Genomic DNA, 11,910 nt, shown 5'->3' with positions numbered 1-11,910 from the left:
TTAACTAACTATATTTCTGTTATCCTTCTGTACTCTTTTAACTTCTAATTTCATTGACTGAAAAGCAAATTTCAGAGCGCTCGCCAGAGTGGCTTTAGTTACAATATTCGAAAGGTCAATACCGAGGTGCACTACCGTTTGTGCTATTTCCGGACGTATTCCACTAATAATACATTCGGCTCCCATTAACCGGGTAGCACTAACTGTTTTAATAAGGTGCTGCGCAACCAGGGAATCTACTGCCGGAACTCCGGAAATATCAAGGATTGCTATGCTGCTTCCCGATGCCACAATTTCCTCCAGTAAGTTTTCCATAACAACCTGGGTGCGGGCGCTATCAAGAGTTCCAATAATGGGCAGGGCTAAAATGCCGTCCCAAACTCGGATAACAGGGGTAGAAATCTCGGCAATTTCGTCGGTTTGTCTTAAGATTACTTCCTCTCGACCCTTAATAAAGGTCTCAAAAGTGGTTATACTGAACGTGTCAAGTAAACGGTTAAGTTTAAAGCAATTAGTAAACAGGTCCTGGGGGTCTTTAATTTCCTCCTGAAGGATTTCAATCAGGCTTTCTTTTAATCCAAATACAAAAAGCGCAGTTTCCCGGGGGTTAAACCCTTGCCTCGCTTGAGAAATAGAAATGCCGGCTAATATTTCGTTAACCTCGTCAAAGTCTGCTGAAGCCGGATTTGTCAAATTGTCTTCGTTAAGTGAAGACAGCAAGACTTCCAGTAATTCCTCGCAGGATGCGCGTAAATCTTCATTACTGAACAGGTCTTCCCGCAGATCTGCACTTTCCAATTGTTTTTTAATCCAGATTTCAAGAATCTGCATTTTCTTCTTTTGAAGAATCATCGAAATATCAAAGGGCATGTTTTCTATTTTTTATGTGAGGTAAGGGGCACAAGGTAGATAATAATATAAGGACTTCGCCTATTTACCAAAATTAATCTTTGGAACTCAACACCAACCTGACAAACACTAGAATTTAGAGACTACCTGCAAATCAAATTTTCTACAGCCCTGGTAAACAACAGAATCCTAATAAAAAGCGTTACTAGTATAACTTGCGTTTATCTTAAGTAAAGAAGTTCTTTGATCCGGCAAATTGGAGAGTTGTTTTTATGGATACCTGCAGCAGTTTTTGCTTGCGAAAAAATCAATACTCTAATTAAAAGAACTTTGAATACAAACACCGAAAGAAAATACCTCGAAGAAATTCAGGCATTAAAGAACGAAATAAAGTACCTTGAAGCATCTCATAGGCAGGCCCTAGAAACTGTTGAATTAAACAAAAGCCGTGTTGAAGACATCTATAAGGGAAACATGAAATTTCGGGCAGTATTTGACCAATCGGTGTTGGGCAAGAAAATCATTGATTCTGATCTCCGAATAATTAAAGCAAATAAAGCACTAATTGATATTCTGCAATACACCGAGAAGGAGCTGGTCGGAATCGATATCAGCGAATTATCACATCCGGATTTTAAAGTTCGCTGGGAAGTGTTAAGAAATGCGCTGTGGAGAAACGAAAGCCGGAGTTTCAGCATTGATACCTGTATTATTAAAAAAGATAAGACTTTAATTTGGTGCCATATTACTTCTATTGTTTTTCAGGACCACGGAAAAAAACTAGGATATACCATTATCGAGGACATTTCTGAAAGGAAGCAACGTGAAGAGACCGATAAGAGACTGAGGGAAAAAGAGTTTCTGGAAACTATCATCGCACAGGAGAGAGAAAAGGAACAAGTTGCAGATGGAATTACCAATAGTTTAGCGCAATTACTGTTTGCTACCCAAATGGAGTTGAGCAAAGTGAATTCTAGAAACAGGAAAGAGACCGATTATCTGGCAATTGATCAGGCAGGTAAACTTCTTCACACCTCTATTAGTGAGTGTAGGTTGATCTCTCAACAACTAATGCCCTCAATTCTACAGGATTTTGGATTGAAAGCAGCCATTGAGTCTCTCTGCGATGAGACGCGTTGGGCAATTGATTTCAGTTGTACTATTCATTTTTCAAATTATAAGGTTCATAAGTATTTTGATATGATCGTTTTCAGGCTTGTGCAGGAGCTGCTGGTCAATATCATGAAGCATTCGCAAGCGACCACTGGTAGTTTGTCTATTAAAGAAATTGGATATGAAATGGTAATTGTAATTGAAGACAATGGCAAAGGATTTATTCTTGAAGAAGTTCAGGGTGCAGGCACTGGATTGGACAGGATCAGAAGGAATATAAGTTTGTTAAAAGGTAATTTCGAATTGAAGTCTACACCAGGAAAAGGGGCTATTGCCGCCGTTCGTCTTCCACTTCCTTGATCTGATTATACAGTCTTATTACTTAAGAGAAGCACTTGCAGCACTCAATTCTCACTTAAGTATATTATTGTAGTAAATACAATTTGTACTTGCCGTTATTTATAGGATTAAAATTAATCAGTAGAGTTTTTATACTTAACGTTCTAAAAGTTCAGATAAGACCTGTTCTTATGTGTTTATCTCATGCATATTAAGAGAAGCGGACTACTAGTTGTAAAGCCGCTTGATCGTACTTGAAAAACTAAGTTTTGACTCACATTCACTCACACTACCCGAAACGGGCGCGGCATCTGATGCGCTTGAACTAACGGCAAGAGGGATATGTCCCGATCCTGTGAATAAACCGGTTGTTGGATCAAGGCCCCGCCAGCCCGCTCCCGGCAAAAAAACTTCTGTCCAGGCGTGAAGAGAGATACGGTCTGTTATCCCTTCTCCTGATTCAAGAAGGTAGCCTGAAACAAAACGAGCAGCAATGTTTAAATTACGTAATACCTGAACCAGTAGCCAGGCGACGTCTCGACAGCTTCCGGTTTTACCCGATAAAGAATCCTCACAAGTCTGAATGCCGGCTTCCTCTCTTTCTGTGTAAGCAATAGTTTCAAAAATACGCCTGTTAACCTGCAACAAAAGATCAACAGTGGATACATTTTCTACCTTCAGCCCCTCAAGAAAAACTTTTAGAAATGGTCCTGATTCAGCAATTTCAAAGTAGGCGCATAATGCCCTTTTGGTTTCCGGCTCGTATTCGAAAGGGAAAATCATGGCCTGATCTTCGAGATAAAAATCGAAAGGATCGAAATCTATAGGCTCAATATTAAAGGATACATTAATAGATAAAGAATTAAGGCTACCGGGAAATATTATACGGGCAAGGCTGTTTCCAAAAGCGTCCTGCAGCCAATGGATGCTTTTTTGTGGCGGTTCACAAACCAGCTTATAATCTCTGATAATAGCGTGGATATGGGTGGACGGTTTTAACCGTAGAATTTGCGGAGACAAAAATACTTCTCTGCTGTAAGAATAAGATGTGGAGTGAATGATATGGAACTTCAATAGTAGATCTTTGAACGGTATGTAATACCAGCAAGGTACTAAAAATGCAGTAGGATAAAGTTGCCGATGTTTAAGTTTCTTTTGTTGCCCGGGAATAGCTACAGGCAATTAATAAATAATAATCAGGAATATACAGGGGAATCTCAAAAGTAATGTTACCTTTAGAAAAAACTTCATGAGAGAAACTCCCAAACGGAGGATGAAAGTTTTCGAAGGTTCTTCCTGGCCTTTTAGAATCAATTAAACTTCACGAAAAAAGCTACCAAACTCTCTCTTTTGCCCGTACTTAGGGAATACCCAACTGATTCGGTACTCTTTAATCTTAACATTGCTTTAATCAGAAAAATTATGGAGAAACATCGTTTCAGCAAGTTCTATCGTGTGTTTAAAAACGACACAAAGGTAACAGAAGTATCCTTTAATGATTTTATTCGGGTGCCTCGGCCCGGCTTAATGGGATCACAAACAGGAAATTTAGTAGATGAGCAATGCTCTTTTCCAAATAGTATTTATTCCCTGCCTTCGGAAAAAGATATGTATTACGGCTATGAACAACGGATACATGCAATGGAAATGGCGAAGGCTGGTGCTTTGAAACACATAGCCGCGTTGATAGCTGAAGGACCAGGGAGTATAGAAAAGCTTTATCAATATCGTTTTGATCACTACGAGGATTTAAACACGAATTTGAAAGATTCAGCAATCAGGCTACTAATGAAAACAAGTGTAACTAAATAATTATGAGCAAAGACAGAGGCGGAAAAAACGTCAAAAAGGCGGCCAGTAAAGAAACTAAGAAATCAATGTCGGACTACCAGTCAGGTAAAAAAACAGTTTCAAAAGCTGAACCATTAACAGGAAGTAAAAAGAAATAAGATGATAAGCACGACAGTAGAATTTGAAGCCAGGATGTATCTATTTGATTTAAGTAATTGTGCCCAGGAATATTGGTTTAAAGCAGACGAAGGCTGGGACCTTTGCTTGGCGACCAGCGCGCAAAAGCTTGAACTTGAAAGAAAATTCCATCCAACTCTATCAAAGAATGGTCTTCCGGAAATGCTCCTTCAGCTTCACCAACTGGTTAAAACAAAGCTGCACAAAGCGAACCCACATATTGAACAGTCCGGACATCAGGAACACATGACAACTGCACCGGAGTTTCTGATTGCATTTAACAGAAACAGATTGCGTTAAATCTCTACCACCTTATGTTAGAGGTGCATTTATTTTGACTGACTCACCGGTCATTCTTTAGACACTCCCCGGGGCAGTTGTATGCTGATTACGGTTCCCCCGTTAACATTACTTGAGATATTCAAAGTACCGCCCATCAATTCGATTCTACCTTTTAGCGCCGTTAACCCGATACCTCTCCCCTCGATTTTGCCGGGGTCAAAACCCTTACCATTATCTTCCACTGACAGGGAAATCCTGCTCTTAGAAATATCCACTTTACAGAAGGCTTTAGTTGCAGCAGCATGTTTCACTACATTTAATAAAAGTTCCTGCACTGTTCTAAAGATTACCACTTCTACATACTTATCTTTAATGGCATGCGAGCTGTTAAATTGCCATTTTATGTTTAAACCCGGGTTCAACTGTTCACATAGATCTGCGATTGCTGCCCGCAGACCATAATCTTTTAAGATCATTGGCAATAACCCATGGGAGGTTCTTCTGCATTCAGTAATACAATCTGCTATAAGCCCTTCCGTTTTACTGAGTTGCTTTCTGTTTATCTCATTTATTTCTCGGTCTTCGCCTGGTTTTATTTGATCCAGGTTGAGTTTTGCAGCATAGAGCAATTGCCCTAAACTATTATGTAACTGCTCTGCTATTCGCTCTCTTTCTTCTTCTTGGGCACGAATCGTAGCGTGAAACAATTCCTGTTGCTTTTTTTGTTCCTGGATTTTGAGCTCCAGTAGATGGTCGCGCTTTAAAAGTTCATCTTTAATTCGTTGAGCTTCCTTTCTGTCAGTAATATCTTCTATTATCGTGTAGCCAAGTCGGTCCCCATTATCATGAAAAATAATTGAACTTACATGGCACCAGATGGTCGATTTATCTTTCCTGATTAAACATGTGTCAATACTAAAGGAGGTACGAGCGTTTTCCTTCGACCATAACTCTTTTCTTAACTTCTCCCATCCCTGCACATAATCTGGATGGGTATACTCTATTATCTTTCTTCCTACCAGTTCCTCTTCGTTGTAACCCAATATATCAATCAAGCTTTTGTTTATCTGAATTATGTTCAATTCTTCATTGATAATCTTATTTCCCAGTGAGGACTCTTCAAAAATAGTTCTGAAACGAACCTGGCTTTCATTGTAAGCTTTTTGCAGAGCATCTCTCTCGTTTTGATATTCTTGCAAAGAATTTATTGTCGCCTGGAGGATAGAGTTTTCTTTTTCAAGCGTCGAGATTCTTTCCGGGGTGTTGTCCATATTAATAGATTGTAAAGGGGCGTCATGTCTTCGCGCCAACTTTAATCTAAACACAAAAACGCACACATCTGGTATTAGGTGGGAATTATTTTTTTGTTCCTTCACCTTTGCTTTCACTTGCCGGAACTAATCCCCCCGGTTTTAGTCGTATTGTTCACGATTATTCTAACTATCAAAAAAGGTTCATTATGTGGAGAGATCAATTGGAAGCTACGCTATTTTAATGATGGGAAGTTGTTTCAACGCTTGCTAATTTCCTTAAATCATCTATAAAATGGTTCGAGAAATGCCCGGTTGCGAGCACGAACAAATAAGGCTGTTCTCCGTAAGGAAAGCGGCCTTATTTGTTTCTAAACGCAGTTTTTTAAGCTCCGCAGCACTGGCAAACTGCGATCGCAATCCGTCAGTTTCAACAGCATATTTTGTTAAATTTCAGGCATCCTTTTGCAAGCCTGGCTCGTAATTCTTGTCGTTTGAGTAAGGATGATGTTGCTCTGGCTCTTAATCATGTTGATGAAGGGCATCGTACTACGGATATCTATATTGCTAAAGATTGGAAAATTGTGGATGAGGTGCAGGAAAAGGTTGTTGAGTTGCTAAGGGAACTAGATACGCAGAGTAAAATTGAGGTTAGAAAGCTTAAATTAGCTTGAAGATAATAGACGAAATTTGATTACGTCTTTGGACAAAGGTCAGATTTAATTACTTTCATGCCCTTTAAGGGACGCTCTAATATTCCGCTAAGAAAGATGTTTTATGAGTAATGAATTGAATTCGAATTTTCTGCTATAGGAAGTAAAGCTTTTAATAGAACAGAGCAAAAAACAAATAGCAGTTTCGGTAAATTCTACCCTTACGCTTCTTTATTGGGAAATAGGGAAGCGTATTAATGAAGACACCATACAAAATCAACGTGCTGAATATGGGAAACAGATTGTCGCCACGTTGGCGCGACAATTAACTGTTGAATTCGGGAATAGATGGAGTGAAAAACAACTAAGACATTGTATCCGCTTTTTTGAAGTTTTTCCTAAAGAGCAGATTGTCTCGACACTGTCGAGACAATTAAGTTGGTCACATATTCAATCATTTATTTATATCGTTCCTGAATCGACCAAGTCAATAATTGAAATCAAAAGAATGGACTTTTGCGAGGCTTTTCCGTAAGGCGTGGTAGCCCAATTTAGACGCTTAAGCTTTGAAAGAAATGTGTCAAGAATATAAGAAGGCTGCATTTTCTGCGGCTAAAATAAAGAACAAACACTACATTATAACCTAAGGTAATCCGGTATAAATTTTAGTAAGTTGAAATACTGACTGTGTTCCGTGACATTTGTTTTGATAATAAAAACATCGTATGTATAAACGGATAGACTGGAATGCCAGAAAGAACAGCGTAAAAGATCAATTTGGAAGTCAAATCGAAAAGATTCTTTACTCCGGGAGGTTTGACAAGAGTGTTCTTCATGCCATAGAAAAGGTCTATTTTAGACAGGAACTGCTGGAACAATCCATTGTCTTTAAGGAACGTGACCCATTAAATTTTCCTGGCCCCTTCTATACCTCATTTACTGATAATTGCGGCACAGGACAACAGGAGGCGCCTGATAATATTGTTTATGACCACGATGGCAGAGAGCATATCTTTGTGCAGCCACGAAATCTAGACGAAATGCTTGGAGTTATTTCAGCTGCATATGTTGACCCGTTTAGCAGCTACGGTTTTGATGGGAATGATCACTGGAATTTGAATTTGATAAGAGAATGGTGGAGACAGAAGGATGTTTTAATTAGCCTGCTTTCTTCAACTGCATTCAATGAAACGAACAATAGTCTTCAGAATTTAAAGTATATAGAATACTTAACGGTCGGCGCAAAACATGATCTAATGAAATATGCATTCTTTCTTGAAAAAAATTACTATCCCGGTGAAGATGAACGGCAACTACCGGAGATTGAATAGCTAATAATTCATTTAAATAAGTAAATATGCCAAGTCCATCTCCGGCTGAAAAGTATAATTTAAAAGCGGAATTGCCACAATATTAAGGGTTGCATATGAGGTTTTTGAGAAATTTATTCAGGAAAAAAAGTCATTTAGCTTCAGAGCGAGCGCCCATAAACAAGTTGGAAGAACTTATTAGCCATTGGGACAGAAAAAATATCCGCTTAAATTCTGGCATTGCTTATCATACTATCAGGCAGTTCGAGAATGAATTTGAGTTTTCGTTTGAAGATGACTTCTTCATAGATTACTTACTAAGGATTAATGGGTTTGAAGATTTTGAATGGGATGAAAATCTGTTCTCCTTTTGGTCTCTTGATAGAATGAGAGAAGAAAATAGCGATGGATATCATTCTTCAGATGCAATCTGGTTTTGCGATCATTCAATTAATCTTTGCTCATTCGGTTTCAGCAAAACAGATAATAAAATATATACCGAGTACCAGACATTGGGAGCCTTTCAACCTGTAGCCAGTTCTTTCGATGAATTTATCCGGTTGTATTTAAAAGATCCGAATAGTTTATTGCGATAGGTAAGCCTGTAGCATTGAAAATATTATAAAGGAGCTAACACACAGCTCCTTTATTTAGTAAATTACCTAATAATATATTTCACCTCATGCGCTTCCCAAGCTGCCGGCACTTCCAACTTATCAATGAGATGCTCAATTACATTCCCGGGAACCATTTCCTCCCGTTTTGTATTTTGCCCCTGGAGAGTTTGATAAGGAACCTCAATGTAAACAATACGCACCTTAGCACCATAAGAAGTAAAAAGCTCAATTAGCTGCGAGCGCATTTGTGAAGTAATATTAGTTGCATTCCACACAAATCCTTTCTTCTTTCTCAGAAGACCTTTTGCCATCTCTTTTGCTTCCTGAATTACTCTTCCATTGGCCTTTTTATCTGTCGGAGAAATTCGCTTTTCCCGACGGATATTATCCAGAGAAATCTGAGGCATTTCTGACAGATGCTTTTGCAGATAATTATCCTTCCCTGCACCAGGTAATCCTGATAATAAGACAACTTCTGCCTCTGGTTCCTGAAAAGGCACATAATCGACGGGACTGTTTTCTTTAGCAAGGTAATACATTCGGGCATGGGAAGAATGAAAGGTTTTTGCAGCGCCCCAGCAACTACGTTCCCTGCAATACTCTTCAAAGCAGTCAATCCGATAAAGCAAATCTTCCTGATCCTGGCAGTAGCGTCCCAAAGCATCTGCTCTTGCTAATAAAGCCAGCCATTCTGTATTTACCTCATAACTTGCTTTTACCAGAACCTTAAGAGGATCAGGCTTTTCCAGTAACCATAAAGGCAAGCCGTGATGGCGTACTAACCCTACGATCTGTTCACGTATAGGGAAAGGTGTTGCAATTTCCCGATACAATATTTGACGAGTTTTCATTGCTCCCTTACGAGCATGGCCATGAGCTGTAATACTTCCGTCTGCTTCCAGCACCGTAGTATTATACTTTTCAACGTCGTGCAGCAAAGCTGACGCCCAAAGGATCTCCTGTTCCTGAGGTAAAAGATTTTGAAAGCCAGGAAGACTATCTAATGCATTCAATACCATCTGCGTATGAATGGCGACATTCCCCTCTGCATGATGACGAGGATCTTGATGAACATTTTCCATGCGACTAACCCAATCAAAATTTTCTTTGAGATAATCCCAATCCTTATTTTTACTGATAGTCCACATAGCTACCTCCTTCCTGATTTAGTCTCGCTCGCTTCCAGTTTCTAGTCCAGTGCTCGTCCGTTTTTACATGCCCTTTTCTAACATATTTGAAAACGTTCTCTGAAAAGCTATCCACCGAATAGGCCTTAGTGTTCCGGCTCACAATACCTTCAATCGTGGTCGGTTTGCCGAATGAATATCAAAGGGTTCGAAAGATCCTCTGCCCGAAGCAAGGTTCAAAACTTCCTGTTCGAAAGCTTTTGTGTCTGACAAGCTGGTTGAAAATTGTAATTCCGGTACAGTAGGAAGATCAAGCATGTTAGCATAGAACTTTGTTTCCTCCCAGCTTAGCCAGCGATCATTCTCCCGCACCCCGAATACATAAAAATGATGATCCAGATTCCTGTATTCGATAGAGTGAACTGCATACAGGTTCTCCAGAAATATTTCCAGATCGCCCAGGTCGTTTTTGATTAATTGCCAGAACCTACGCAAGCTCTCTGTCCATGGAGAAACCGTTGGAGCAGCATGGGAACGGGCAAATACGCCAAGTTTTGACAAACAGTTGTTTTCTCCGTCAAGTTTCTCGGTATGTAAAAGCTCTGGAATTTCTTTTACAAGTTCCCAATAATTATGTTGTATCCTGTCGTCGCTGGTAGTGCCTGGCGAAAAAGGATAATGATATGTCCTGCCATATTTTTTTGAAATAGCCATGATGTTTAAGATTAAATAAAACAATAAGAGTCATCTCTTCCTCTGAGAGAGGAAGTCATTCTTTAAACAGAATGTATGTATGACATTACATGGCTCAAATGATATGAGGGTTGTTGATGGTGGCAAAGATAGGAAATAGATTTGTCAGTTATAATAAACAACCCCAAACCAATTTCTACTACACTTTAAGCCTAAACATCTTTTATTGCCTCTATGTGGTTCAATTCTTCCAGGGTATGCACTATATGGAAGCCGAAAAGGAACTACTAGAGGAATCGGAAGTTGAATAGAAGCCTACTCCTTACTAGGTACTTAACCTGATTTTTGGAATTACTTCAGAACCGATCAGCTCAATAGAGCGCATTAATTGCTGATGATTTAGACCGGCAATATCCATTTGAAAGGTGAAACGGTCAACTCCTCCCAGAGCTTCACTATGTCTTAAAAGCTTCTGCACAACAGTCTGCGGCCCACCTACTACCAGTACACCTTTGGGACCTATTAAATGGTCAAACTGACTCTTAGTTACAGGTGGCCATCCTCGTTCTCGTCCCGCTTTATTCCAGGTCTCTATAAAGCCAGGATAATAATCCGCTACAGCCGACTGATCACTCTCCCCAACGTAGCCCGGGGAGTGCAACCCAACCTTAAGTTGTTCCTGGCTAAAGCCAGCCTCCCGGCCAGCCTTTCTATAAAGATCAATGAGGGGTCGAAACCGCTCCGTTTCCCCTCCGATAATAGCAACCATTAATGGCAATCCTAACCTTCCCGCACGGGCAAAGGATTCCGGAGTACCACCAACGCCTAACCAAACCGGAAGCTTTTCCTGCAAGGGACGCGGATAAACCGGCTGATTATCCAAAGCGGGCCTGAACCGACCTGACCAGCTTACAAATTCCTTATCCCGGATCTGCAGTAATAGCTGCAACTTCTCTTTGAATAGCGCATCATAGTCATTCAAATCAAAGCCAAATAAAGGATAAGACTCAACAGCAGAACCCCGGCCAACAACCAATTCAGCGCGGCCCTTAGAAATTACATCCAGCGTAGCAAAACTCTGAAAAACTCGAACAGGATCCGAAGTACTCAACACCGTAACAGCACTCGTCAAACGAATATTCTTTGTGCGCGCCGCCGCTGCCGCAAGGATCACCGCAGGAGCAGAATCAAGGTATTCCTTCTTATGATGTTCCCCAATCCCGAAAACATCCAAGCCAGCAACATCAGCAGCAACAATCCTATCCAAAAGCTGTTCCATCGCATCCAAACTACTCAACTCATTGCTACCATACATTGCCGAAGCAAAGCTATCAATGCCTATTTCCATAGTATTCTAGAAATTTGATATAAACCCTGCTAATGTACAACCTATTCCACGCAGCTAAGATTAATTTAAAGTCACTTTTATTCCAAAACTATAGATACTCCAGCTTTTAGTGACCATTTAGGACATTGAGTATCCTTTCCGACTCCGGGTAATCCAGATTATCCCGCCTCTCGTAACTGAAATTCAACGCAATAATTACCGCACCCTCTTTTCCCCTTTTTTTCTTAATTTTTTGTGATAAAAGAAGGTTTAGTTGTACTTTTAAGGATTACTGTTAAAGTAATTCCTCTTTCAAAAAAATCCAATCAACTTACAGCGACCTTATAGCGACCTTACAGCGATGTTATAGCGACCTTATAGC

14 protein-coding genes and 1 pseudogene are annotated in these 11,910 nt (G+C 39.9%); 8 read left to right on the top strand and 7 right to left on the bottom strand.

Annotation, left to right across the window (positions count from 1 at the left end; genetic code table 11):
- Entirely contained in the window at positions 1-831 is an 831-nt protein-coding gene (locus J4N24_RS04465; RefSeq protein ID WP_242691514.1) for an STAS domain-containing protein, read from the bottom strand.
- A 348-nt stretch (positions 832-1,179) separates the two neighbouring features.
- Between J4N24_RS04465 and J4N24_RS04460 the strand changes: the two genes are divergently transcribed.
- The gene (locus J4N24_RS04460) at positions 1,180-2,322 is read left to right on the top strand and encodes a PAS domain-containing sensor histidine kinase (RefSeq protein ID WP_207532451.1); all 1,143 of its coding nucleotides are present in this window, start codon (positions 1,180-1,182) and stop codon (positions 2,320-2,322) included.
- Positions 2,323-2,529: 207 nt separating this feature from the next.
- Here J4N24_RS04460 and J4N24_RS04455 read toward each other — a convergent pair whose 3' ends face one another.
- Positions 2,530-3,375, bottom strand: a complete 846-nt coding sequence (locus J4N24_RS04455) for a transglutaminase family protein (protein ID WP_207532450.1) — start codon at positions 3,373-3,375, stop codon at positions 2,530-2,532.
- A gap of 348 nt (positions 3,376-3,723) precedes the next feature.
- Here J4N24_RS04455 and J4N24_RS04450 point away from each other — a divergent pair, with 348 nt between their 5' ends.
- Genes J4N24_RS04450 through J4N24_RS04445 form a run of 3 tightly spaced genes read left to right on the top strand, consistent with a single transcriptional unit; the run spans position 3,724 to position 4,569 of the window.
- A complete protein-coding gene (locus J4N24_RS04450) occupies positions 3,724-4,113 on the top strand; it encodes a hypothetical protein (protein ID WP_207532449.1) in 390 nt (129 codons plus the stop codon).
- A 2-nt stretch (positions 4,114-4,115) separates the two neighbouring features.
- Positions 4,116-4,250 (top strand): hypothetical protein, encoded by a 135-nt coding sequence (locus J4N24_RS25670; RefSeq protein ID WP_256439345.1) that lies wholly within the window; start codon positions 4,116-4,118, stop codon positions 4,248-4,250.
- Position 4,251: 1 nt separating this feature from the next.
- Complete coding sequence (locus J4N24_RS04445; RefSeq protein ID WP_207532448.1) at positions 4,252-4,569, top strand: hypothetical protein; 318 nt, start codon at positions 4,252-4,254, stop codon at positions 4,567-4,569.
- Positions 4,570-4,619: 50 nt separating this feature from the next.
- Here the strand turns inward: J4N24_RS04445 and J4N24_RS04440 are convergent, their stop codons facing one another.
- Positions 4,620-5,822, bottom strand: coding sequence for a PAS domain-containing sensor histidine kinase (locus J4N24_RS04440; protein ID WP_207532447.1), 1,203 nt, complete (start codon positions 5,820-5,822; stop codon positions 4,620-4,622).
- A gap of 422 nt (positions 5,823-6,244) precedes the next feature.
- Here J4N24_RS04440 and J4N24_RS04435 point away from each other — a divergent pair, with 422 nt between their 5' ends.
- The 4 genes and pseudogenes from J4N24_RS04435 to J4N24_RS04420 all read left to right on the top strand — a co-directional run bounded on the left by J4N24_RS04435 (position 6,245) and on the right by J4N24_RS04420 (position 8,360).
- Positions 6,245-6,475, top strand: a complete 231-nt coding sequence (locus J4N24_RS04435) for a hypothetical protein (protein WP_242691513.1) — start codon at positions 6,245-6,247, stop codon at positions 6,473-6,475.
- Between the two features lie 151 nt (positions 6,476-6,626).
- Positions 6,627-6,989, top strand: a pseudogene (locus J4N24_RS25825) (DUF1016 N-terminal domain-containing protein); the annotation flags it as partial.
- Between the two features lie 190 nt (positions 6,990-7,179).
- Complete coding sequence (locus J4N24_RS04425) at positions 7,180-7,785, top strand: hypothetical protein (protein WP_207532446.1); 606 nt, start codon at positions 7,180-7,182, stop codon at positions 7,783-7,785.
- 95 nt (positions 7,786-7,880) lie between these two features.
- Positions 7,881-8,360 (top strand): hypothetical protein, encoded by a 480-nt coding sequence (locus J4N24_RS04420; RefSeq protein WP_207532445.1) that lies wholly within the window; start codon positions 7,881-7,883, stop codon positions 8,358-8,360.
- A gap of 62 nt (positions 8,361-8,422) precedes the next feature.
- Here the strand turns inward: J4N24_RS04420 and J4N24_RS04415 are convergent, their stop codons facing one another.
- The 4 genes from J4N24_RS04415 to J4N24_RS04405 form a co-directional block, all read right to left on the bottom strand.
- On the bottom strand, positions 8,423-9,529 hold the full coding sequence (locus J4N24_RS04415) for an AAA family ATPase (RefSeq protein WP_207532444.1): 1,107 nt from the start codon (positions 9,527-9,529) through the stop codon (positions 8,423-8,425).
- Complete coding sequence (locus J4N24_RS25485; RefSeq protein ID WP_242691512.1) at positions 9,513-9,671, bottom strand: hypothetical protein; 159 nt, start codon at positions 9,669-9,671, stop codon at positions 9,513-9,515. The genes J4N24_RS04415 and J4N24_RS25485 overlap by 17 nt, the downstream gene beginning before the upstream one ends.
- On the bottom strand, positions 9,668-10,222 hold the full coding sequence (locus tag J4N24_RS04410; RefSeq protein WP_242691511.1) for an RNA ligase family protein: 555 nt from the start codon (positions 10,220-10,222) through the stop codon (positions 9,668-9,670). The genes J4N24_RS25485 and J4N24_RS04410 overlap by 4 nt, the downstream gene beginning before the upstream one ends.
- A gap of 304 nt (positions 10,223-10,526) precedes the next feature.
- Entirely contained in the window at positions 10,527-11,549 is a 1,023-nt protein-coding gene (locus J4N24_RS04405) for an LLM class flavin-dependent oxidoreductase (RefSeq protein WP_207532443.1), read from the bottom strand.
- Between the last annotated feature and the right edge of the window lie 361 nt (positions 11,550-11,910).

The sequence above is a fragment of the Desertivirga arenae genome (assembly GCF_017355785.1).
Classification (GTDB): Bacteria; Bacteroidota; Bacteroidia; order Sphingobacteriales; family Sphingobacteriaceae; genus Desertivirga; species Desertivirga arenae.
This window is presented reverse-complemented; position numbering and strand designations above follow the sequence as displayed.

Excerpts from the sequence above, each read along its gene's own strand:
- J4N24_RS04450 (WP_207532449.1), top strand. The coding sequence starts at position 3,724 with ATGGAGAAACATCGTTTCAGCAAGTTCTATCGTGTGTTTAAAAACGAC.
- J4N24_RS04410 (WP_242691511.1), bottom strand. The coding sequence starts at position 10,222 with ATGGCTATTTCAAAAAAATATGGCAGGACATATCATTATCCTTTTTCG.
- J4N24_RS04405 (WP_207532443.1), bottom strand. The coding sequence starts at position 11,549 with ATGGAAATAGGCATTGATAGCTTTGCTTCGGCAATGTATGGTAGCAAT.
- J4N24_RS04420 (WP_207532445.1), top strand. The coding sequence starts at position 7,881 with ATGAGGTTTTTGAGAAATTTATTCAGGAAAAAAAGTCATTTAGCTTCA.
- J4N24_RS04440 (WP_207532447.1), bottom strand. The coding sequence starts at position 5,822 with ATGGACAACACCCCGGAAAGAATCTCGACGCTTGAAAAAGAAAACTCT.
- J4N24_RS04445 (WP_207532448.1), top strand. The coding sequence starts at position 4,252 with ATGATAAGCACGACAGTAGAATTTGAAGCCAGGATGTATCTATTTGAT.
- J4N24_RS04415 (WP_207532444.1), bottom strand. The coding sequence starts at position 9,529 with ATGTGGACTATCAGTAAAAATAAGGATTGGGATTATCTCAAAGAAAAT.
- J4N24_RS04465 (WP_242691514.1), bottom strand. The coding sequence starts at position 831 with ATGCAGATTCTTGAAATCTGGATTAAAAAACAATTGGAAAGTGCAGAT.
- J4N24_RS25670 (WP_256439345.1), top strand. The coding sequence starts at position 4,116 with ATGAGCAAAGACAGAGGCGGAAAAAACGTCAAAAAGGCGGCCAGTAAA.
- J4N24_RS04425 (WP_207532446.1), top strand. The coding sequence starts at position 7,180 with ATGTATAAACGGATAGACTGGAATGCCAGAAAGAACAGCGTAAAAGAT.